The sequence below is a fragment of the Corynebacterium macginleyi genome, from assembly GCF_003688935.1.
In the GTDB taxonomy this organism is placed as follows: Bacteria; Actinomycetota; Actinomycetes; order Mycobacteriales; family Mycobacteriaceae; genus Corynebacterium; species Corynebacterium macginleyi.
Map to the genome: position 1 here is coordinate 73,004 of NZ_REGE01000007.1, position 21,694 is coordinate 94,697.

At 57.9% G+C, this 21,694-nt stretch carries 19 protein-coding genes, 1 tRNA gene and 1 pseudogene; 7 read left to right on the forward strand and 14 right to left on the reverse strand.

The features are described from left to right. Positions 1-86: 86 nt before the first annotated feature. Positions 87-902 carry a DNA-formamidopyrimidine glycosylase family protein gene (locus D9V82_RS06545; protein ID WP_121911620.1) on the reverse strand — a complete coding sequence of 272 codons (816 nt, stop codon included), beginning with the start codon at positions 900-902 and terminating at the stop codon, positions 87-89. 69 nt (positions 903-971) lie between these two features. Next, positions 972-5,888 carry an Lhr family ATP-dependent helicase gene (locus D9V82_RS06550; protein ID WP_204084042.1) on the reverse strand — a complete coding sequence of 1,639 codons (4,917 nt, stop codon included), beginning with the start codon at positions 5,886-5,888 and terminating at the stop codon, positions 972-974. A 35-nt stretch (positions 5,889-5,923) separates the two neighbouring features. On the opposite strand from D9V82_RS06550, the gene D9V82_RS06555 reads away from it, so the two are divergent. The 6 genes from D9V82_RS06555 to D9V82_RS06580 all read left to right on the forward strand — a co-directional run bounded on the left by D9V82_RS06555 (position 5,924) and on the right by D9V82_RS06580 (position 9,050). Then, a complete protein-coding gene (locus D9V82_RS06555; RefSeq protein WP_183122506.1) occupies positions 5,924-6,682 on the forward strand; it encodes a 3'(2'),5'-bisphosphate nucleotidase CysQ in 759 nt (252 codons plus the stop codon). Further along, complete coding sequence (locus D9V82_RS06560; protein ID WP_121911623.1) at positions 6,669-7,490, forward strand: thymidylate synthase; 822 nt, start codon at positions 6,669-6,671, stop codon at positions 7,488-7,490. Before D9V82_RS06555 ends, D9V82_RS06560 begins: the two co-directional genes overlap by 14 nt. Next, positions 7,490-8,020, forward strand: coding sequence for a dihydrofolate reductase (locus D9V82_RS06565; RefSeq protein WP_121911624.1), 531 nt, complete (start codon positions 7,490-7,492; stop codon positions 8,018-8,020). Before D9V82_RS06560 ends, D9V82_RS06565 begins: the two co-directional genes overlap by 1 nt. Then, positions 8,020-8,301 (forward strand): glutaredoxin domain-containing protein, encoded by a 282-nt coding sequence (locus D9V82_RS06570; RefSeq protein ID WP_121911625.1) that lies wholly within the window; start codon positions 8,020-8,022, stop codon positions 8,299-8,301. Before D9V82_RS06565 ends, D9V82_RS06570 begins: the two co-directional genes overlap by 1 nt. Before the next feature lie 72 nt (positions 8,302-8,373). After that, a tRNA-Arg gene (locus D9V82_RS06575) sits at positions 8,374-8,446 on the forward strand. Positions 8,447-8,720: 274 nt separating this feature from the next. Beyond that, entirely contained in the window at positions 8,721-9,050 is a 330-nt protein-coding gene (locus D9V82_RS06580; protein ID WP_121911626.1) for a malonyl-CoA-ACP transacylase, read from the forward strand. A gap of 289 nt (positions 9,051-9,339) precedes the next feature. Here the strand turns inward: D9V82_RS06580 and D9V82_RS12400 are convergent, their stop codons facing one another. From D9V82_RS12400 to D9V82_RS06605, 6 genes are all read right to left on the reverse strand, one after another. Then, positions 9,340-9,606 carry a hypothetical protein gene (locus D9V82_RS12400; RefSeq protein ID WP_200437111.1) on the reverse strand — a complete coding sequence of 89 codons (267 nt, stop codon included), beginning with the start codon at positions 9,604-9,606 and terminating at the stop codon, positions 9,340-9,342. A gap of 124 nt (positions 9,607-9,730) precedes the next feature. Continuing rightward, positions 9,731-10,258: an MFS transporter gene (locus D9V82_RS12405; protein ID WP_121953182.1), complete on the reverse strand. Its 528-nt coding sequence runs from the start codon at positions 10,256-10,258 to the stop codon at positions 9,731-9,733. Between the two features lie 18 nt (positions 10,259-10,276). After that, positions 10,277-10,450: a hypothetical protein gene (locus D9V82_RS12410; RefSeq protein WP_204084043.1), complete on the reverse strand. Its 174-nt coding sequence runs from the start codon at positions 10,448-10,450 to the stop codon at positions 10,277-10,279. A gap of 2 nt (positions 10,451-10,452) precedes the next feature. Further along, a complete protein-coding gene (locus tag D9V82_RS06590; protein ID WP_121911627.1) occupies positions 10,453-10,899 on the reverse strand; it encodes a DUF2871 domain-containing protein in 447 nt (148 codons plus the stop codon). 1,653 nt (positions 10,900-12,552) lie between these two features. Beyond that, the gene (locus D9V82_RS06600) at positions 12,553-12,891 is read right to left on the reverse strand and encodes a P-II family nitrogen regulator (protein WP_121911629.1); all 339 of its coding nucleotides are present in this window, start codon (positions 12,889-12,891) and stop codon (positions 12,553-12,555) included. A 27-nt stretch (positions 12,892-12,918) separates the two neighbouring features. Beyond that, positions 12,919-14,241, reverse strand: coding sequence for an ammonium transporter (locus tag D9V82_RS06605; protein ID WP_121911630.1), 1,323 nt, complete (start codon positions 14,239-14,241; stop codon positions 12,919-12,921). A 504-nt stretch (positions 14,242-14,745) separates the two neighbouring features. Between D9V82_RS06605 and D9V82_RS06610 the strand changes: the two are divergent. Next, a pseudogene (locus tag D9V82_RS06610) lies at positions 14,746-15,093 on the forward strand (ATP-binding protein); the annotation flags it as partial. Between the two features lie 369 nt (positions 15,094-15,462). On the opposite strand, the gene D9V82_RS06615 reads toward D9V82_RS06610, so the two are convergent. The 6 genes from D9V82_RS06615 to D9V82_RS06640 all read right to left on the reverse strand — a co-directional run bounded on the left by D9V82_RS06615 (position 15,463) and on the right by D9V82_RS06640 (position 21,608). Next, positions 15,463-16,440 carry a hypothetical protein gene (locus tag D9V82_RS06615; protein WP_239088594.1) on the reverse strand — a complete coding sequence of 326 codons (978 nt, stop codon included), beginning with the start codon at positions 16,438-16,440 and terminating at the stop codon, positions 15,463-15,465. 39 nt (positions 16,441-16,479) lie between these two features. Then, the gene (locus tag D9V82_RS06620; RefSeq protein ID WP_121911631.1) at positions 16,480-18,123 is read right to left on the reverse strand and encodes a solute symporter family protein; all 1,644 of its coding nucleotides are present in this window, start codon (positions 18,121-18,123) and stop codon (positions 16,480-16,482) included. Beyond that, positions 18,124-18,471 carry a DUF485 domain-containing protein gene (locus D9V82_RS06625; RefSeq protein ID WP_121911632.1) on the reverse strand — a complete coding sequence of 116 codons (348 nt, stop codon included), beginning with the start codon at positions 18,469-18,471 and terminating at the stop codon, positions 18,124-18,126. It lies immediately after the preceding gene. A 391-nt stretch (positions 18,472-18,862) separates the two neighbouring features. Continuing rightward, the gene (locus tag D9V82_RS06630; RefSeq protein WP_121911633.1) at positions 18,863-19,726 is read right to left on the reverse strand and encodes an aldo/keto reductase; all 864 of its coding nucleotides are present in this window, start codon (positions 19,724-19,726) and stop codon (positions 18,863-18,865) included. 108 nt (positions 19,727-19,834) lie between these two features. Further along, positions 19,835-20,194 (reverse strand): FKBP-type peptidyl-prolyl cis-trans isomerase, encoded by a 360-nt coding sequence (locus tag D9V82_RS06635; RefSeq protein ID WP_121911634.1) that lies wholly within the window; start codon positions 20,192-20,194, stop codon positions 19,835-19,837. Positions 20,195-20,315: 121 nt separating this feature from the next. Beyond that, positions 20,316-21,608 carry a citrate synthase gene (locus D9V82_RS06640; RefSeq protein WP_121911635.1) on the reverse strand — a complete coding sequence of 431 codons (1,293 nt, stop codon included), beginning with the start codon at positions 21,606-21,608 and terminating at the stop codon, positions 20,316-20,318. Between the last annotated feature and the right edge of the window lie 86 nt (positions 21,609-21,694).

Below are 21,694 nucleotides of genomic sequence, written 5' to 3' on the forward strand. Positions count from 1 at the left end.
CGCCCAGCGCGGCCCCGCCCAGGGCAGCCGCGCCTGGGCTGGACCCGGACAATGCGCCGGGCCCGAGGGTAAAGGGGGTAAGAAGTTTACTGCTTCACCTTGGGCTGGCAGTGCGGGCAGAACCAGATGATGCGCTCTAATTCGCCTTCGTCCCCACCGCGGTCAACGCCGCCCAGGGAATCTTTCTGAATCATTGTGCCACAGCGGCGGCAACGCTTACGGTTGCGCCCAAAGACATAGGTGGTTTCCCCAGCACGGCGCACCCCGGTGGTCACGCGGATGGGCGAGTTCCGGTTGGCCCACATAATGCGCCTGCTGATGTCCAATACGTGTTCCACGTCCACCTCTGCCACCGGGGTGGCCGGGTGAATACCGGCGAGGAAGCATACTTCGGCGCGGTATTCATTGCCAATGCCCGCCACGACTGTCTGGTCCAAAAGCGCCGTGCCAATGCTGCGTTGCGGTCGCGCGCGTACACGGCGCGCCGCCTCCTCGCGATCCCAGTCGGGGTCCAAGATATCCGGGCCAAGGTGCGCGATGCGGCCGTAGTACTGATCCGCGTGAAAGATATCGACAAAGCCGAGCCAGTGGCCCACGAGTTCAATATCGCGCGGTGAATGAGCCAGTTGCACCACGATACGGGCACTATGGCCGGGCTTGCGCCAGCGCTCGCCGGCATAGTGAATAGCCCAGGTACCCTCCATCTTTAAGTGGGTGTGCACGATGATCTGATCGAATTGCATGAAAAGGTGCTTCCCGTACGGCCATACGCGCTCACAAATGGTGCCGGTGAGGTCAACGGTGGCGTGCTGCGGCACGCGCACGGAACAACCGGTAACCTCGCGCCCAGTCATAAATTGCAGGCGGCGCGAAAGTTGTAGGACGGAATCGCCTTCGGGCATGGGGTTGACCTCCTTCCGCGAGTTTCGCACGCTCTAGCCCCACCAAAATACACCAGCGGGCGTGTGGAGCTAGCGACGGTAGCCGCCGCGCGGGCGGAAGCCACCGGAATTGCTAGGTGGCGGGGGCGGATCGTCGAAGCTGAGTTCCTCAATTGCCTCGGAGGCACGCCGGCCGCCGCGGAGGACACCGCGCATCCCGTCGCGCGAGTCATCCGGCACGCTGTCCCGCGCTCCAAAGCGCGGGACGTGCGGGGCTGGCGGCGGCGCAGTGCGTCCGGCGATGCGCACACCCTTGGGGGTAATGCCTGCTCCAAGGGAGCGCAGGATGCTAGCCGCCGGGGTGTGGTGGATGGGGTTGCCATTGCACTTTTCAATTACCACCGGCGCCATGTGCCCGCCGGCGATGAGTTCTCCGAGTGCAGAAAGAAGGCGGGCGTAGACGTCGGTGGTCTCGATTCCGTCGGGTAAGGAGGCGATGAACGTGGTTAAAGTCTTGCCGCCGCGGGTGAGGTGGGCGATGGGCAGGCCATCGCACAACACGACCAGTGCCCCGGCGGAGCGGGCGGGCCCTCCGGTGGCCTTGCCATCGGCATCATCGCGCTGCGGCCAGGGCAACGCCGCACCGTAGGGGTTGGCAGGATCCACGGCCGCCAGCACGAAAGCCTCTGGATCGCTAGTACCAGACGGCCAACCGTTGACATCCGGGGAATCCGCCAGGCCACGGAGGCGATCGATAATGGCCGGAGTGGAAAATTGCGCAGCGCCGAGATCCTCGATGACATAGCCGCGCATGGCCTTACCGGATTCCTCAAAGCCGGAAAGCACCTTATAGGCCAACGCGAAGCCGCCAAGCACGTCCTCTGCCGCCACGGAACCGCGAGTGACCACGCCATAGCGATCCAGCCAGGCCTCGCCGTGCGCCACGGACCGTGAGGTGGCGTCTTGGGCGGCGGACACTGCTAGCGACCAGCGGCCGAGCATATCGGGTGGGGTCTGGCTGGCTCCTCCGGTGGCGTTGTGCGCCTGGGCGAACGAGGTGCGGCCCATGCGCAGCCGCGAGCGCGTCGGGCGCCGCTTGGAGCGGTGGGCGGTAGAACCACGGCCAGCGCGGGAGGTCCCTGGCCCGCTTGATGATAAGCGCGCGCGGATAGGCGCGAAGGAATCGGGGCTAGCCAGGCCCATCTCCACCAGCCCCCAAAGAGCTTCGCGGGTCTCCTCGGCGGTCCCGGGGACCTCGGCAGCGATATCGGAAAAGAGGAAGCCACCGCCGCGCTCGAGCACACTTAAAATCGTTCGCTGCAGCATGCTCACGCCCTCTGGATCAGTTTCGGGGGCGAGCTGCGCGGCGTAATCGGCGGGCAGCAACATCACCCACGGGTCGGCGGCCCCAGCCTTCCCGGCGCCGACTATCATCACCTCGCCATTGGCGGTCAATTCATCTAGCATTCGAGGCGAATAATCGCCCACGCGGGCCGGCAGAATGATGGATTCCCAGGCCGAGGCCGGCAGGCGCACCCCTGCGAGTTGTTCGATAGCAGAAAATACACCATCGGCACCGCGCAGCGCGGGCCGCTTCCCGGCAGGTGCAATGCCGTGCCAGTGCGGAAGGAAGCGGGCGAAGGCGGCGCCGGAAACCGGCTCGGTATCCGCGCGCGCGACAGCGAGCGAACGCGATCGAATGGTCTTTAATACCTCGGCGGCGCAGAATTCCTGCTCGTCTATACCCTGCCGGTAGTGTCCCTCCACAATGGAATCCAACCCGGCCAAGGTCGTGTACGCTGCGGATACAGATATATCGAAGGCAGCGGTTAAATCCGCGAGCACGAACGGTCCGCGGGTGCGCGCCCAGCGGCTGATGAGCTGTGGGAGGGCATCGGCAAGCGTGGCTACTTGGGCGGGGATACCGGGAGGGATGGGGACACCGAGGGCATCGCGCAGTAAGGGCGCATCCTGGGACTGGGCAAGGTGCTCGCGCCCGCCGATGCGCACCCGCATAATCCGCGTGCCTAGGCTATCCAGTGCGGCGAGGGGAACGTCGGTATGCTCGCCCAGCTCCTCCACCGGGATGGGACCGAGCACCCGCAGGAGATCTGCAACCTCCTCGGTGGTGCGCGCCCGGCGCGAAGGTGCGGTGCGCTGCAGCTGAGCATGGACCTCGTCGATGATCGTGGGATCTAGGAGCTCACGCAGCTCCACCGTGCCGAGCAACTTGGCCAAGAGCGCTGGGTCCAGCGCCAAGGCCGCCGCCCGCTTTTCTGCCAGCGGGGAATCGCCCTCGTACATGAAGGCGCCGGTGTAATTAAAGAGCAGCGAGGACGCAAAGGGCGAGGGCTGATCCGTGGTGACTTCTGCGATGCGCACCCGGCGGTGTCCCAGATCGCGCATGACCTCCTGCAGTGCTGGTACATCGTAGACGTCTTGCACGCACTCGCGCACCGTTTCCAAAATGATAGGAAAGGACGGGTACGTGCGGGCGACGTCCAAAAGCTGCTCGGCGCGCTGGCGCTGCTGCCACAGCGGGGCGCGCTTGCCGGGGTTGCGCCGGGGCAACAGCAGCGCGCGGGCCGCGCACTCGCGGAAGCGGGAGGCAAAAAGCGCGGAATTGCCCACCTGATCAGCCACTATATCGGCGATATCGTCAGCATCGAAGGCAAAAATCGTACCGTCCGGATCGGCTTCGCCCTCGGGAAGGCGCAGCACGATGCCATCATCTCCTGCGACCGCCTGCGGGTCCATGCCGGTGCGCTCCCCCACCCGCGCGCCCACTGCCAGGGCCCAAGCGGAGTTAACGGGCCGGCCAAAGGGAGTATGCAGCACCACGCGCCAATCCCCCAGCTCATCCTTAAAGCGCTCGAGCACCAGCGTCTTTTCATCCGGAATAATGCCGGTGGCTTCCTGTTGTTCACGCAGGTAGGACAGGATATTTCTGCATGCATTCTCATCAGCATCCGCAATAAGGCCTGGGTCCGTATTCACCTCGCGGCGGTATTCTCCCAGGGCCTGACCCAGCTCATAGGGGCGGCCCACACCATCGCCATTCCAAAACGGCAGCCGGCCTGTATGTCCTGGTGCGGGCGTGACCAGTACTTGATCGCGGGTGATCTCCTCAATGCGCCAGCTGGTAGCGCCCAAGGTAAAGATATCGCCCACGCGGGATTCGTAGACCATTTCCTCATCGAGCTCGCCCACCCGGCGCGGGGCCTTCCCAGCCTCCCCACCGGCATAGAGGAAGACGCCGAACATTCCCCTATCCGGGATGGTGCCGCCGCTGGTCACGGCCACGCGTTGCGCGCCCGGGCGCGGGGTCATCACGCCCGATACGCGGTCATAGACCACGCGGGGTTTAAGCTCCGCGAAATCGGTGGACGGGTAGACGCCGCTGACCAGATCGATCACGGAGTCATAGACCTCACGCGCGAGCTCGCGGTAGGGATGGCTGCGCTTGACTATGTCATACCAGTCATCCGCACTTAAGCCCTCCTCACCGGCGGCGGCCACCGCCGCCACGGTCTGCTGCGCCAGCACATCCAGCGGGTTGCGCAGCGTATGCATCTTCTCGATCATGCCGCCACGCATGCGCGCGACCGTCAGCGTGGATTGCACCAGGTCCGCACGGTGCTTGGGATAAAACACGCCGTGCGAGACCGCACCCACATGGTGCCCGGCGCGACCCACCCGCTGCAGGCCCGAGGCCACCGAAGGCGGCGATTCCACCTGCACCACCAAATCCACCGCGCCCATGTCAATGCCCAGCTCCAGCGAACTTGTGGCCACCACGGCCTTGAGCGTGCCTTCCTTCAACATCGTTTCCGTGATAGCCCGCTCATCCTTGGACACCGAGCCGTGGTGGGCCCGCGCAATGACCGCGGGTGCCTTGCCCGCAACATGCGAGTGCGCCATCAGTTGGGCGGGATCGCGCCGGGTTTCAGGCGAGAGCGAATCCGGGTCGTATTCCTGCGCGTAAAGCTCATTGAGGCGGCTAGTGAGGCGCTCGGCACTGCGCCGTGAGTTCACAAAGACCAGTGTGGAGCGATGAGCCATGATGTCCGCATAAAGGTCCTGGGTAATAAACGGCCAGATGGAGTTCGCGGTGAGCAGCGCGGTGTCTTCCTCCGCGCGGATTTCCTCCTTGCCGTCACCGCTGCCTTCCGGCCCGCCGGTAATGCCAATGGCATCGTCGACGGTAAGCTCCCCGATGGTCGATCCTGCCTCCGGCGTGGGCAGGTCTGACATATCCTCTACTGGCACGCGCACGTCCAAGTCCCTCTTCTTGTGGGCCTCCGGTGCGACGATTTCCACCGGGCGATTGCCACCTACGAAATCCGAGACGGCTTTAAGCGGGCGCACGGTGGCAGAAAGCCCAATGCGCTGAAAGTCACCCGCAATTTCTGCTAGGCGCTCCAGGGTCAGGGCAAGGTGCGCGCCGCGTTTGGTGCCGGCCAGCGCATGGATTTCATCGATAATGACGGTATCGACGGTGGTCAAAATCCCCGCCGCCTTCGATGTCAGCATTAAATACGCCGATTCCGGGGTGGTGATAAGGATATCTGGCGGCTTGCGTAACTGCCGGGAGCGCTCTGTCGAGGGCGTATCGCCTGAGCGTACGCCCACGGAAATATTCGGCGCCTCCAACCCCAGCTTTTCCGCGGTGCGGGCAATACCAGTCAACGGGGCCCGCAGGTTATTTTCCACGTCCACGCCCAGCGCCTTCAGCGGCGAGATGTACAGCACCCGCACACCGGTGGCAGCTCCGGAAGCGTTACCCACTGGCAGGGCTAATTGGCCTTCGCGTTCCACCAGGTTGTTCAGCGCCCATAAAAACGCAGCGAGCGTCTTCCCGGAGCCGGTGGGGGCAACCATCAGTGCGTGGTTGCCGCGGGAAATCTTGTCCCAGGCCTGGGCTTGTACCGCGGTGGGAGCGGCAAAAACGTCCTGGAACCACCGCACCACTTGGGGGCTAAAGCGATCGAGGATGTTTTCTGGCATGACCACACTCTAGTACCCGTTGTAATGTGGGCACCATGACCGTCGAGATTTCTGATTCCCGCTTGACCAATTCGCTCGCCCAAGGCTGCGGCGAGATTCTCAAGGGTGTGCGCAATGGTGGCCTACTTCGGGGCCTTTCGCTTGGCGATGCCGGCGATGACGCCGCCCAAGAATGGATCGCCCGCGTGCTAGAACAGCACCGCCCCGGCGATGGCGTGCTCTCTGAGGAAGCCTCCGATGATCTCGCTCGGCTAAAGAAAAAACGCGTGTGGATCGTCGACCCGCTGGACGGCACCAAAGAATTTGCCACCGGACGCCAGGACTGGGCGGTACACATCGCGCTCGTGGAAGACGGCACCCCAGTCCACGCCGCGGTAGGCCTGCCGGACTACGGCGTAACCTTCAAATCCTCCGATGTCCGCGCCGTCGCCGGCCCTATGTCTAAAAAATTCGTTATCTCCCGCAATCGCCCACCCAAGGTGGCAGGCTATATCGCAGAAAAGATGGGGTATGAGACCGAGGGCGTCGGCTCCGCCGGTGCTAAGGCCATGCACGTGCTGCTAGGTGATTATGACGGTTATATCCACGCCGGCGGCCAATACGAGTGGGACCAAGCCGCCCCGGTAGGCGTTGCAATGGCAGCCGGTTTGCACTGCTCCCGCCTCGATGGCAGCCCCATCACTTTCAATAACGAGGACACCTTTATCCCCGATCTGCTCATCTGCCGCCCCGAGCTAAAAGACGAGATTTTAGAGCACGCCGCGGCCTTTGCCGAGGAGAATGGCGGCTTCTAAACTAGTGCCTATGATTGAGACCCCTTATGAGGATCTCCTGCGCCGCGTCCTGGAAGAAGGCACGGCCAAAGGCGATCGCACCGGCACCGGCACGCGCTCGATTTTCGGCGCACAGCTGCGCTATAACCTGGCGGAATCTTTCCCGCTGCTGACCACGAAGAAGGTCTACTTTCGTGGGGTGATCGGCGAGCTGCTGTGGTTCCTGCGCGGCGATTCTAATGTGAAATTCCTGCAGGATAATGATGTGCGCATTTGGAACGAGTGGGCCGATGAGAACGGCGATTTGGGTCCGGTCTACGGCGTGCAGTGGCGCTCCTGGCCCACCCCGGATGGCAGCCACATCGACCAAATCCAGCAGGCGCTCGACACCTTGAAGAATAACCCAGATTCGCGCCGCAACTTGGTCTCCGCGTGGAATGTAGCGGAGCTCGACCAGATGGCACTTATGCCCTGCCACCTGCTTTTCCAGCTCTACGTGGCCAATGGCACGCTGTCACTGCAGGTCTACCAGCGCTCGGCGGACATGTTTTTGGGCGTGCCCTTCAATATCGCCTCTTATGCGGCGCTGACCCACATGTTTGCCCAGCAGGCCGGTCTTAAGGTGGGCGATCTCATTTGGACCGGCGGCGATTGCCATATTTACAACAACCACGTGGAGCAGGTCCAGCAGCAGCTTTCTCGTAAGCCACGCGAGTACCCGCAGCTGAAGCTCACGAAGGCGAAGGATCTCTTCTCCTATGACTTCGCCGATTTTGAGGTGCAAGGTTACGATCCACACCCGGCCATCAAGGCGCAGGTGTCTGTCTAATGCTCGGCGCAATCTGGGCGCAGTCCCTAGATGGCATCATCGGCGATGGCGCGCAGATGCCCTGGCACGTGCCGGAGGATCTCAAGCACTTCAAGGAGGTCACCATGGGCGCGCCGGTGATCATGGGCCGCAAGACCTGGGAGTCCCTCAACCCCAAGTTCCGCCCCCTGCCCGGCCGGGAGAATTACGTGCTCTCCTCGCGCACGCCCGGTACATGGTCAACTGGTGCTACGGTAGGCAGGACGATGCCCGCGCTTAACGATGCCTGGGTTATCGGCGGTGGCCACGTCTACACCGCTACTTTGGACCAAGTGGACCGCATCGAGGTCACACTCATGGGCGTAAATATCGGCGATGTCTATGGCGATGACGCCGTCTTTGCCCCGGATATTCCCGATTCTTTCGGCTTGACTTACAGCACGGATTGGTGCACCTCTGACACGGGGCATTTATTGCTTCCCCGGCAGCCAGCCAGCGAGCTACCTATAAAGTACCGCTTTTTAACCTACGATAGAAAGGACGCAGCCTAATGACTGTACAAGCACCCGAGACCAACGCCGATGTCACCATCTTCTACGCCGACTGGTGCCCCTTTTGCGCCAAGCTCATCAAGAACTTGGACCGCACCGAAACCCCGTACGAGCTCGTAGACGTAGAAGGCGATAACACCGACGACATCAATGAGTGGATCAAGTCCGTTAACGACGGCAACCGCATCGTCCCCACCGTCTTGTACTCTGACGGCACGCACGAGACCAACCCGCCCGCATCGGCCGTGCGCAACAAGCAGGAAGAGCTGGCACAAGCCTAAACGCTAGCAGGCATTTGGGGCGCACTCGCGCCCCACTGCTATGATGATCCACGTTGCATAAGCAACATCCCCGCCCCAGTAGCTCAGGGGATAGAGCACGGCTCTCCTAAAGCCGGTGTCGGAAGTTCGAATCTTCTCTGGGGCACTGTATGAAGTCTCAAGACATCGTTCCTAATCCACCCACTGGAGTATTTCCCATAGGAAGGGTCGGTCCAGGATTCTGCGAGCAAAGACTAGTTTTGGTATAGTAATCAATTAAGGCTCCTGCGCCGGAAGGAACCAGGAAAAACGGGTCCTTCGTCAGCACAGTTTTGAGCTAATTCAAAATTAAGTTACGGTTGTAACCGTTAATTTTGCAGGTGAGCGAGTGTTTCGTACCACACTCACCCAAACCATACGCCCAACAGAAAGGTACTCAAATGATTACCACTATTCTTGCTGGACTATTGGCTGCAAGCACTGGCCTAATCGGCCACAGCACCCCAATCAAAGAAGCTTCCCCTATAGCCCAGCATCAAGAAAATGCGGCCGCGGCTACTCCTGACCGCGATACCTCCGATGTGCAAGCGCTAATCGATGATGCCGAAGACAAAGCCGGCTACAAATTCATGACCGTCCGCTACGACGGAGAATACGCGCATATCGCTCTAGATCCCGAAAAATACAACCCAGACAGCGATAAAGCGACATTTAAAGCAGTGACCTCGCTGCTCACCAAGAAGGGTTATAAGGTCACTGCAGTTCTCTAGACTGTTCGCCTCCACTGCCCCGACCCGTCCACCAAACGGGCCTTTACGACCCTGTTCACGCAGCCGCACGATGGTTAAACCTAAAGATTGACGGGTTGCTTTGACAATGCCGTTGGCAACAAGACCGGTGATTGCGGCGTCCTTAAGCGCGTAAGGCAGCGTGAGAGTTAGCGCAGCGAACAAGACCGCACCAGGCACCGCCGTCCACAGCAAGGAATGAACCTAGCACTCGGTGCTCTGCGCTGCGGAGCCTTACCCGTAGTCATCGACGGGAATAATCCCAAAGCCCCTATAGCACCGTGCCGATCAGCTGCACCGAGGCAAACCCAAGGCCCAGACCGTACAGGGTCAGCGGTACGGCGATAATCCAGCCATTCGTATCCAGCCGAATAAGCAGCACTAGGTTAAGGACACCGACAACTTCCAAGCCGAGCTCAATGAGCACGGTGCCGGGCGCCCCGAACCGGGCTGCGACGTGGCGGGTTGCCGTACCCGTAGCGAATTTTTCCCACAAACACGTGGAAAAAGCAGACAACTCAAGCTTCAATAACGCCAAGCGGTAACACCGTTCACGGTGCTCTACCCACCGGGTCAACAGCCTGTAACCCACGGCCGAAATCGCTAGCGCCACCGGAACCGGTGAAATGGCCGCATTTTCTGACCACGTCCAGCCGAAGATGCTAAATGAAGATTGCGGCTTCCACCGGCCCAGGTCGGGCCCTCAATAATCGCAAAGACCAAGGCGGCAAAGGCGATAGCCTCAATTGTGCACCATCGAGGTACACGCCGGGCAGTTTGTCTGGGCTGCAGGTTTCACGCACGGTAAGAACCGCACCAATAGCAACGATGATGCCAACCGGCATGTTCACCAGGAAGATCCAGTGCCAGGACACCCATTCCGTCAGCGCGCCGGCGGCAAGCGGTCCGACCACTGCCGCGCCGGAAACTACCGCAAACCACTCGCCAAAAGCTGCTGCGCGGTACTTGCCGCGGAATACGGCATTAACCGTGGAAAGCGGGGACGGCATGATGAACGCGACACCAATAGCCTGCACGCCGCGCGCGGAGATCAACGTGGCTGCAGTGGTAGAAAATCCCGCCAATACGCTGCCTGCCACAAATATTGTCAGGCCGGCAAGGAAGGCACGTTTGCGGCCCCAGGTATCAGCAATCTTGCCGGTCGACAGCAGCAGCACAGCTAATAGCACAGCACAGAGGCTGTTGACTCACTGCTCCTGAGTCAGAGTGAGCTGTAGATCAGTGATAATCGACGGCAATGCCACGCCGACGACGGTGCTATCAAGGGCAACGAAGCTCAGTCCGACGGAAAGGACCGCCAGGCTTATACAATCGCAACGAGTAAGCGCCGTGACGTTTTCTTGTGCGCTGTGCTCGCTCATAGTTAGGCGTTTACCGAAGCTTTGGCGCTGCCGTCATCTGGCTCCTTGACGGCCCGGCCCAAATTCAGGAGAAAGACCGTCAGCCCCACCGTGATAAAGATGTGGCCCAAACCTGCAATGCCAGAAATCATCTCATTGGATTCCTTGCCCAGCACCGTCAATATGCCGTGTGAAATTTGCATGCCGACGGTGAGCACCACGCCCACGTTGTACAGCCAAAAGAACGAGTAGAATAGCTGGCGGTGCCGCGACAGTGCAAAGACCTTTTCCAGCGCCAAAAAGATGAGAAATAGCATAAAGCCCAATGCCAGCAAGTGGGTGTGGGCCACACCTAGCTGCGTATATTCCCCTTCGGGGAAATCTTGTAGCTTCGTAAACTCCCGATAAAACAAGCCGGCGACCAAGCCCAAGACGAGGTAGAAAATCGCTGCCCTGTACAAAGCCTTCATGTCATTACTCCTTCCCAGTCACCGCTGTGACTGGATAGCCGAGGGGACCAATTTCTCTAAATACATATCTTACCCCGACTTGTCCGGATTGGAATCGCAGAGGCGGTTGAACCTTGAATCGACCAGTAGGTTGATTCAACACGCGTATCCTCATGTCCTCTTCAATCCTGCAAGCAGTGTGCCTCAGAAAACTAGCGCTTCTGGCGCTCGGCTTTTACCTTTTCCTTTCAAATACAGGACCGGAACGGGCCAGCGCGAGGAACACTAGCACGGTTCCGATAGTCGCTGAAAGCAATAGGACTACAGCATTACCTGATTGCTGCCCAGCATCGGCAGCATCAATTCCCACGTTCAATAAAATCGGCGCTGTGATGAGCAAAACCATGCCGGGGAATCCGGTAGCCAACGACAACTACAATTTCCGATTCATCATTTATCCCCATTCTTCCGACGCCGTTCGGAAGCATAATCCGCCATCGATAGGACGACACCTATGAGCAAAATTGTGACCACTAAAGCAAGTGTCCAGTGATAGTCATTAAACAGAAGCCCGAGCACAATGGCTATCAAGGCGGAGACGCAGAATGGCCGGAAATGCTTCCACAACTTTCTCATGGGTCTCAGGCTACCATCGCCGCCATCAAGAAAGCATGTGCAAGCTCAGGCTATGGACCTGGATCAAGTCCCGTGTAGTGGTGTCTCCTCTCAAAAGTTCGCCACTCACTTTACCCAAAGTCATTAATTTTATCTCCTTGATTAATGAGCCCACTGACATTCTAAGTTGATTGCCGTGTTGATAATTAAAAGTAACTTTACATGCAAAAGACCCTCCATAGAATTGCTGATTTGAAAACTTAACTTGGCAAGTCTCCAGTCTGGAAATTGTTCTGGGTAGACTACTATTTGCGAAACGTCGGTCTCATTTTCTTCTTCTAGGGATATCCGCTTACTTATTTCTGTGTATTCTTCACATGCTTATACGCGACGTTTGCAGTTTGCCCTGGCCCAAAGTGGGAAATTCCTACGGTTATTTCTCCATACCGCGGAATATAGAAATTTCCGGTTCCATCTCTAAATCCATCTAGACGGAAGAAAACTTCTCCATTTTCAATTTCCCAGGCTCCTGCTAGTAGTACTGCTCGGAATCGATTATTTCTGATTACGGCCCGTAGTGGGCCGACATAAAAGAGCTCTAAACTCGGCTTCCGCGAAGAACTAAAGAACCAAAGCGCAACTGCAACAACTATCCCAGAAAATATGCCTGTAACCACGTTTGAATGAAAATGTGCCCGACCCCCATTTGGTGGACACCTGATATCCAACCCAGTCGAGTTGGCAAGATTGGTAACCTACCACCATGTCCAGGTACTGAGAACAGTTCACACGCGAGGCCGTGGCCCTCTATGAGAACTATGAGATCTCTCACTGAATTCAACATCGACAGAGCCCAGTATCAACCGTGCCTCGCTGCATTCTTGGGTCAAGCTCTACTGCACGGGCATACGTTCCCGCGCTAAAGCCGTGCATGAAACCCCCAAGCCACCACTGAATCTCATCGACCCGGCAACTAGAATCAGAGGTTGGCATACCGCAGCATAAATTCCCAGCCCTCCACTCTTCTGTGGAGGCCTGGGGCGTTGGTGCGTTGGAGGCTTAAATAGCCTTCTCCCCGCGCTCGCCGGTGCGGACGCGGATGACGTCCTCGACGGGGGCTATCCAGATCTTGCCGTCACCGATTTCGCCGGTGCAGGCGGCGTCCACGATGGCATCGACAATCGCTTCGGCGTCGTTGTCTGCCACGATGAGTTCGATTTTGACTTTGGGGACAAAGGAGGTGGCGAATTGCGCGCCGCGGTAGATTTCTTTGTTGCCGCGTTGCTGGCCAAAGCCTTCAATTTCGGTCACCGTCATGCCGGGTGAGCCGAGCTTATGTAGTGCTTGCTGGATATCGCCAAGCGTAAAGGGCTTGACCACGGCTGTTACGAGTTTCATTGTTGCTCCTAGGTATCGCTGGACGTTTTAGTTGCGGCTGGTGGTCCCGCGCATGGCCCGCCCACCAATGTCATAACCGGTCTCACGGTGACCGCCAAAGTCAATGCCATCGGTTTCAATTTGGTCACTCACGCGCCAGCCGATGGTCGCCTTCAAAATCACCGCAATAATAGCGGTAATGACTGCGGCGAAAGCTACGGCGATAGCGGCGATGAGAATCTGTACGATGAGCAGCTTCCAGCCTTCGGCGCCGCCGCCGGTAAAAATGCCGCGATCATTGGCAAAGAAGGCTACGGCCACGGTGCCCCACAGGCCGGCGACCAGGTGGACGCCCACAACATCGAGGGAGTCATCGAAGCCAAAGCGGAACTTCAGTCCCACGCCCAAACAAGCCAGCATGCCGCCGAAAAGACCAATAATCAGCGAGGTCACCGGGTTCAGGTCACCTGCCGCCGGGGTAATGGTGACAAGTCCTGCGACCACACCGGAGGCTGCACCCAAGGAGGTGCAGTAATTATCGCGCAGCTTTTCTACCAGTAACCAGCCCAGGATTGCGGCAGCCGTTGCGGCAGTAGTGTTGACCCAGGCCAGCCCGGCGAGGCCATCGGCAGCGAAGGCGGAACCGCCGTTGAAGCCGAACCACCCGAACCATAGCAGGCCGGCACCGAGCATAACCATGGGCAGGTTATGGGGACGCTGGACGCTCTTCGGGAAGCCTTGGCGCTTGCCCACGACAATCGCCAGAACCAGTGCCGCCGTACCGGCGGAAATGTGGACGACGGTACCACCGGCAAAGTCAATGGGGGCCACAAGGGCCTCCCCATCTTTGCTGCCGAAGATCCAGCTGGTGACGCTGCTTTCGCCCTCGCCGAGGATGCCGCCTCCCCAGACCATGTGGGCCAGCGGGAAGTAGACAAACGTTGCCCACAGGCCGCTGAAAAGCATCCAGGTACCGAACTTCACACGGCCGGCCAGCGCACCAGTAATAATCGCGGTGGAAATAACAGCGAAGGTGAGCTGGAAGGCGATATCGATGACATTGGCGTAGCCTTCCGCACCTTGACGGTACTCACCATTGGCATCAAAGACGGAATCCTTAAGCCCAAAGAACTCGAAGGGATTGGCAACAATACCGCCCCAAGACTCCATGCCGTAGCTCATTGACCAGCCCCAGAGGATATAAATGATGCTGACCACCGCTAGTGAGCCGAAGGACATCAGCATCATGTTGAGTACGCCGCGGCGCTCTGTCATTCCTCCGTAAAAAAGTGCCAAGGCTGGGGTCATGAGTAGCACGAGAGCCGCGCTCATGAGCATCCAGCTCGTATTGCCTGCGATTACCGAATCCATTATTTCTCCTTGCAAGGTTCTTTCATTACGGTTCATAACGGTAGTCCGACAGGTATATAAATATCTATTGCCCTATAGATTAATCCCCCATGCGGGGTTACCTTGAGTTTGTCCCGACATGGTTTCCCGCTATGTTTCGCGATGAGGCGGCCCACTCGAGCGAGCGTCCTGAGCCAAGCCATCCTCCAGAACACGCGCCCAGCGGCTCAGAAAAATTTACTGTGCGTTTACTGTTGCGCGGGGTATCTAGTAACACCGTGGTGACTGTCCAGTAACGGGATGGTGAGTATCGAGTGACACTCTGGGGAAAAGATTCTTCTGACCGCGTGACAAGAGGGCTCGCGGCATAATCAGAGGAGTCCGATCGTGACTAATTACCGCGCCGTGATGGACCTTGCCTTACAAGGCTGGTCCGCCTCTCAAATCTGTCCGATTTGGCGTTAGTCACATACCACAGTCCAAAACGCCCGTCAGACAACGGCGGCAGGGCCCGACTACTCCGCCCGATTCTTCCGCACAGACACCCTAGCCAACCAGCTGATGGTGCTACGCCATGATGACACAGCACCCATGGAGTTTCTTAAAGACCTACACCTGGCAGACGTACTCGTTCTTGACGACTTCTTAACAACTCGGATTGATGCTGGCACAGCACACCAGCTGCTTAATATTCTTGCTGAGCGTCAACACCGGGGATCAACGATCGTGACCTCCCAGTTCCTGCCCGATGAGTGGTACAAATCCATCCCGGATGCTGTCATCGCCGAGTCGATCCTGAATCGGCTTGTCGTTGGCGCTGAGATCATCACACTGCAAGGACCGAGCATGCGCCTAGAGGCCCATGCAAAGTAGTTGCTCATAATCAACGCCCGGGTGTTACTCAATACTCACCCGGGCGTTACTGCTTGCTCACCACGGCGTTACTGAATACGTGGTCCTAACAAGTGAGATCACTAAGCAGTATTTCGTTGCCCCAAGCCTGACCTAAGCCGCGTAGATAATTCGGTGTACCGGTACCGGTGCGGAGTCCTTCCAAGTGCGTGCAGAAAGCGACCGCGTGGATGAGAATGCGACCTCGCCTCCCCCTCCCCGGACGGCGATAGGGCGCGCCACTCGTGGATAACCTCATCTGTCAGCACTGCACCCGGTTAATTCAGACATGAGACAATGCGCGAGATTGGTGATGCCTCTCGGGACATCGCCAAGGCCAGTTGAGTAGAGCTACTTGCCCTTGGGCTCGGAGGACTTCTCCGAGGCTTTTTCTTCCTTCATATCTTTTTTCTCGCTGTCCTTCTTCTCGCTGTCCTTCTTCTCACTAGTTTTTTCCTCGCTGGACGTCGGCTTTTGCGAGGTCTTCTCGATGGGCGGGACATCCTCGCCGTCTTTGTATTTGAGGAACCGCTCAGTGGCCTTGCCCAGGTTCTCGCCGTTGATTTCGCTCTTTACATAGTCCGTCAGGTCATCGGCAGAGCCATTAATAGAGGCTGCGGCGACGAAATTCTTGCCAAAGGACACCGAGGAATTGATGGACCTATCATTAGACCAGCCCCACTTACTGCCCACGACATTAGAGAGCTTCGCGGTGCCATAGTTCTGGTCGTAACCGTCTTCTGAGACCGGATCCGCGTGCGCCATCGCCACAAGCACCGGGTGGGTTTCATCGCGCTTGATGAGCTGGGCGATAAAACTGACCACATCATAGGTAGAGGTTTCCGAATACCCCCAGTTCTCGCCCGCCTTGGTGGATTCCAGATCGTATTCCTTGGCAATTTTATCTATAGAATCCGGGTACTTCTTGAACAACTCCTCAGCGCTTTTATCAGAAGAGCTAGCGATCATCCCAAGCGCCTCGTATTTATCCTCGTACTCGCCCTGTTCAATGACGTAGGCAGCGATATAGAGCTTGATGAGGCTAAGCGCCGGACGGGGATCGTGTTCCGCTGCGGAGCCCATATACATGCCATCGTGCAGGCGAATATAGCTGATGGAATGGTCCTCATCCCCCTTGAGGAATTCATTGATCCGTGGAGGCACCTTCGTCGATCTGTGCGCGGTGATCGTGGTGTTTGTGGCTTGAGCGGTGCTGTCTCGCTCGCTATTGCTACACCCTGCAACCGTAGAGCAAGCAAGCATGCACACGGCAAGGGCGGCACCAGTCTTTACTGATGCCGCCGCGCTGAGAGAGGACGGGTTAAACACGTCGCACCATATTACCGCCAATTGCTACTTTGGGAGCAATTAGTGCTCGACTGGGGCCTCGACGCCCACACCGGTCAGGGACCGGACTTCCATTTCTGCCGCCAACTCATCCAAGTTATCCGGCTTGGTCACGATGGACACAAGCCAGCCAACGAAAAAGGATAGTGGGATGCTAACCAAACCCGGCGAGGTGAGCGGGAAAATAGCCCAGTCCGCGTTGGGGAACATGGCGCTGTCAGTACCGGATACTGCTGGAGAGAAGAAGATGAGGACCAAGCAGGAGGCCACACCGGTGTACATGGAGGCCACGGCACCCGCAGTGTTGAAACGACGCCAGTACAGCGAGTACAGGATGGTCGGCAGGTTAGCCGATGCCGCCACTGCGAAGGCCAGGGAGACCAAGAAGGCGACGTTCTGGGTCATCGCCAAGATACCCAAGATGATGGAGACAATGCCTAGCACCACTACGGTGGCCTGCGAGACGCGCACCTGTTCTGCCTCGGTGGATTCACCGCTGCGGATAACCGCGTGGTAAATATCGTGTGCGATGGATGCAGCGGCGGTAATTGCCAGGCCCGCCACGACGGCTAGCACGGTAGCAAAGGCTACGGCGGAAATGATGGCCATGAAGATGGAGCCACCGATTTCCAGTGCCAGCAGCGGTGCCGCGGCGTTCGCACCACCCGGTGCGTTCAGGATGCGGTCCGGGCCAACCAGCGCGGCCGCACCATAGCCCAAAATCAGGGTCATCAGGTAGAAGGCACCGATGATAACGATGGCCCAGGTCACAGACCGACGTGCCTCAATGGCGGTGGGCACGGTGTAGAAGCGCATCAGAACGTGTGGCAGGCCACCAACGCCCAACACGAGAGACATAGCTAAGGAGATGAAGTCCAACTTAGCGGCAGTAGAGCCACCATACTTCAGGCCCGGCTCCATGATCTCCTTGGCCTCGTAGCCTTTCTCATGGAGGTAATCGGACGAAGCATGCATATCAATCGCGGTGCTGAACATGTTGTTGAAGCCACCGCGCAGGGAAATAAAGACCAAGATGCACATGACGATCACACCGGTCACCAGCAGAACGGCCTTAATCATCTGCACGTAGGTCGTGCCCTTCATGCCACCGACTAGGACGTAGAGGATCATCAACACGCCGACGACGCCAACGACGACTGCCTGCCACTTGAAGTCATGGATATCTAGCAGCACGGATACCAGCGAGCCGGCGCCGGCCATCTGGGCAATGAGGTAGAACAGCGTCACAAAAAGGGTAGCGATAGATGCGGCCACGCGCACCGGCTTTTGCTTTAAGCGGAAGGACAAAACGTCCGCCATAGTAAAGCGGCCCACGTTACGCATCGGCTCGGCCACCAGCATCAGGGCCACGAGCCAGGCGACAAAGAAGCCGACGGAATACAAGAATCCGTCGTAGCCGTTGAGCGCCACCGCGCCGACGATACCTAAAAAGGACGCCGCAGAGAGGTAATCACCGGAAATAGCCAAGCCATTCTGGCGGCCGGAGAACGAGCCACCACCGGTATAGAAGTCAGACGCCTTCTTCGTGGTCTTGCCGGCGCGCAACACTACGGCCATGGTAACCACGAGGAACATGCCGAAGACTACGATATTCAGAATCGGGTTACCGGCAGAAGTTTCTTGTGCAAGGTAAGTGGTAGTCATTTACTTGGCCTCCAACTTCTCACGAATAGCAACCGATTTAGGCTGAATATTCTTATTGGCATACTTCACGTAAATCCAGGTAATGACGAACGTGGTAAGGAACTGGGCCAGACCGAAGACGAGACCAACGTTCCAGCCACCATCGCCGAGCTCAATGGCCATAAAACCAGGCGCAAACACGGCGGTGAGCACATAGACGATGTACCACGCGAAAAACGCGACGGTCATGGGAAATGTGAAACTACGATAAGCACTGCGCAGCTCGCCAAACTCTTTGCTATCGCGCATTTCTATATAGGCGGCTGCCGTAAGCTCACGGCGCTCGACGGGAGCAGTGGTATCACTCATAGAAGGTTTGTCTCCTTGGGTGAGAGAGGTTCTGTACAAACGCGGCGAGTTGTGTTGTTAATCACTACCTGCGTTACAACGTAAGATACACAACAATTTTTGCAAACCAGTAAATATCGCCACTACACCCCACAAAACTCCCCCCTCTTCGCCAAATAAACCCCATTGAACTGGGCTGACACCCTTTACAAATCACCCCCTTCACCCCAGCTGTAACCCGCTCGCAAATTTTGTTAACTAGACATTAACTAATGAGTAAAGGTGGCGCGAAAGAAATGACTTATCAACTCGGTTAGAGCTTTGACCAGCATGTACTCCCCCAACTAACGGGATCACAAAGCAAAAGCCACCGACGACGACGTCGCCGGTGGCTTCTTTGCCCGAGAGTGCTTTAGCCCTCCGCGCCCGGGAATTCGCGGGGGTCATTAAACATGCGGCCGAAGCCTTTTTGTCCTTCCAAGGAGTCAATCGCTGCGATTTCTTCCTTGCCCAGCTCTAGCTCCGCGGCCGCGAGGTTCTCCTTGAGCCGCTCGCTGCGAGCGGACTTCGGAATAACGGAAATGCCCTTGGTCATCAGGTACGCCAGCACCACCTGGCCTTCGGTGGCCTCGTGCGCGGCCGCAATCTTTTGAATCTCCGGGTTATTAAGCACCACACCGCGCGCCAATGGCGACCAGGCCTCTGTCACGATGCCGTGCTTGTGGTGGAATTCGCGCAGCTCCGGCTGGGTGAATCCAGGGTGCAGCTCCACCTGGTTGAGCACCGGGGTAATGCCGGTTTTCTCAATGAGGTCCTCAAGGACCTCCTCGTAGAAATTAGCGACGCCGATGGAAGCAATCTGCCCCATTCCCTGCAGGCGGGCAATGGATTCAAAGGTTTCCACGTACAGCCCACCCTGTGGCCATGGCCAGTGGATGAGGTACAGGTCCAAGTAATCCAGCTGCAGCTTCGCCATGGATTCCTGGAAGGCCTGTTCCGCCTTCTGCGCGCCGTGATGGGAGTGCCAGACCTTGGAGGTGATAAACAGGTCGTCGCGGGAGACATCACCCGCGTCAATGGCTTGGTTCAGCGCAGTACCCAAGGCCTCTTCGTTCTTGTACAGCGTGGCCGTATCAAAGTGGCGGTAGCCCAGGTCAATGGCTTCGCGGACTACGCGAATGCATTCATCGTCATTGAGCTTGTAAGTGCCCAGACCGAGCTGGGGCATCTCACGGTCATCATTAAAGGAAATCTGTGGCACAGTCATAGTTCCCATTGTGCCGCAGTTTGGTCTCTTTTGCGGTCGCTAGCGGGCACTTACTTTTCCCACCAAATGAAAAGGGCTCCCCCTTAAGGAGAGCCGATTCACCGTTTTTGGTGCAAATTAATTGGCACGAATGAGGTCGATGATAAAAACTAGGGTGCGGCCAGACAGTGGGTGCGCACCGCCGGCGGGGCCGTAGGCCTTTTCCGGCGGAATGATGAGTTGACGGCGACCACCGACCTTCATCCCCGGGATACCCTCTTGCCAGCCGGCAATGAGACCGCTCAGCGGAAACTCGATGGACTGGCCACGGTCCCATGAGGAATCGAATTCTTGGTTGGTCTCATATTCGGCACCAACGTAGTGGACCTCCACTACGCCACCAGGCTGGGCTTCAGCGCCATCGCCGACGACAATATCCTCGATGACGAGGTCGGTCGGCGCTGGGCCAGACTGGGCTTCAATAACAGGTTTATCCATGGGGATGATTCTCCTTGGGAAATCTAGTTTGTTCGTGCGGTCGCAATAAAACCGAACCGAGCTGCACCAATTATAGTGCTCAAGCCCGATTCGGCTGAATTGGGGGCGACCAAAGCGCCTCTTAGCGCTCGCTGCGGGGGGTAACCTTGCGCAGGGTTTCACCAGTGTAAATCTGGCGCGGACGGTTAATCTTTGTGTTCATCTCCAGCTGCTCGCGATACTGAGCGATCCAGCCCGGCAGGCGGCCGATGGCGAAGAGTACGGTGAAGAAGTCCGTTGGGAAGCCCATGGCGCGGTAGATCAGGCCGGTGTAGAAGTCCACGTTGGGGTAGAGCTTGCGGGAGACGAAGTAGTCATCACTCAACGCAATCTCTTCCAGTTTCATGGCCAGATCCAGCATCGAGTCGCCACCCAGGTGATCGATGATCTCGTGTGCGGTGTCCTTGACAATCGCAGCGCGTGGGTCATAGTTCTTGTACACGCGGTGGCCAAAGCCCATCAGGCGGACGCCCTTTTCCTTATTCTTCACACGGTTCATGAAGTCGGTAGCGTCGCCGCCGTTGTTCTTCTCAATATCCTCTAACATCTCCAGCACGGCCTGGTTAGCGCCACCGTGCAGCGGGCCGGACAGGGCGTTGATACCGCCGGCGATAGCAACAAACATGTTGGCCTGTGCGGAACCAATCATGCGGACAGTGGAGGTAGAGCAGTTCTGCTCGTGGTCAGCGTGCAGGATAAGCAGCTTGTCCAGTGCCTTCGAGACAACCGGGTCAACCTCGTACTCTTCGGTGGGGTAACCGAACATCATTCGCAGGAAGTTTTCGCGGGCGTTCAGGTTGTTATCCGGGTACATATAAGGCTTGCCCCGGGATGCGCGGTACGCGTAAGCGGCCAGCATCGGCACCTTAGCCAGCAGGCGGACGGTGGCCTTGTCCAGCTGCTTCTCGTCCAGTGGATCCAGCTGGTCCTGGTAGTAGCTGGAGAGAATGTTCACAGAGGAAGCAAGCACGGCCATCGGGTGCGCATCACGCGGGAAGATGTTGAACTGCGCCTTGAAGTCCTCATCCAAGAGTGTGTGATGGCGGATGGATTTATTGAACTCTGCCAGTTCCTGCTCATCCGGCAGGTGGCCCTTAATCAGTAGGTAGGAAACCTCATTGAAAGTGGCCTTGTTTGCCAATTCAGCAATATCGTACCCACGGTAACGAAGGATGCCTTCTTCACCGTTGATAAAGGTAATCTTCGACTCGGTGGAGCCGGTGGAGGTGTAGCCGGGGTCGAAGGTAACTAGCCCGGTTTCCTTGCGGAGATTAGAAATATCGAAGCCAGAATCACCCTCAGTAGACTGCTTGATATCCATCTCGTACTCGTTGCCAGCGTGCTTGAGTACTACCTTGTTTTCTTCAGTAGACACGAATTTTCCTTTCCCTATTAAAGAGTTCTTAAAAGGCGCCAACTTACAGCGTGAGCGTTTAACCTACTCACACTCTAGCAAACTTT

Bases quoted from the DNA above. Each gene is read 5' to 3' on its own strand.
- D9V82_RS06605 (WP_121911630.1), bottom strand. From the start codon at position 14,241: ATGGATTCGGTAATCGCAGGCAATACGAGCTGGATGCTCATGAGCGCG.
- D9V82_RS06560 (WP_121911623.1), top strand. From the start codon at position 6,669: ATGGCGGCTTCTAAACTAGTGCCTATGATTGAGACCCCTTATGAGGAT.
- D9V82_RS06620 (WP_121911631.1), bottom strand. From the start codon at position 18,123: ATGACTACCACTTACCTTGCACAAGAAACTTCTGCCGGTAACCCGATT.
- D9V82_RS06625 (WP_121911632.1), bottom strand. From the start codon at position 18,471: ATGAGTGATACCACTGCTCCCGTCGAGCGCCGTGAGCTTACGGCAGCC.
- D9V82_RS06600 (WP_121911629.1), bottom strand. From the start codon at position 12,891: ATGAAACTCGTAACAGCCGTGGTCAAGCCCTTTACGCTTGGCGATATC.
- D9V82_RS06580 (WP_121911626.1), top strand. From the start codon at position 8,721: ATGATTACCACTATTCTTGCTGGACTATTGGCTGCAAGCACTGGCCTA.
- D9V82_RS06570 (WP_121911625.1), top strand. From the start codon at position 8,020: ATGACTGTACAAGCACCCGAGACCAACGCCGATGTCACCATCTTCTAC.
- D9V82_RS06590 (WP_121911627.1), bottom strand. From the start codon at position 10,899: ATGAAGGCTTTGTACAGGGCAGCGATTTTCTACCTCGTCTTGGGCTTG.
- D9V82_RS06555 (WP_183122506.1), top strand. From the start codon at position 5,924: ATGACCGTCGAGATTTCTGATTCCCGCTTGACCAATTCGCTCGCCCAA.
- D9V82_RS06545 (WP_121911620.1), bottom strand. From the start codon at position 902: ATGCCCGAAGGCGATTCCGTCCTACAACTTTCGCGCCGCCTGCAATTT.
- D9V82_RS06630 (WP_121911633.1), bottom strand. From the start codon at position 19,726: ATGGGAACTATGACTGTGCCACAGATTTCCTTTAATGATGACCGTGAG.
- D9V82_RS12410 (WP_204084043.1), bottom strand. From the start codon at position 10,450: ATGAGCGAGCACAGCGCACAAGAAAACGTCACGGCGCTTACTCGTTGC.
- D9V82_RS06565 (WP_121911624.1), top strand. From the start codon at position 7,490: ATGCTCGGCGCAATCTGGGCGCAGTCCCTAGATGGCATCATCGGCGAT.
- D9V82_RS06550 (WP_204084042.1), bottom strand. From the start codon at position 5,888: ATGCCAGAAAACATCCTCGATCGCTTTAGCCCCCAAGTGGTGCGGTGG.
- D9V82_RS06635 (WP_121911634.1), bottom strand. From the start codon at position 20,194: ATGGATAAACCTGTTATTGAAGCCCAGTCTGGCCCAGCGCCGACCGAC.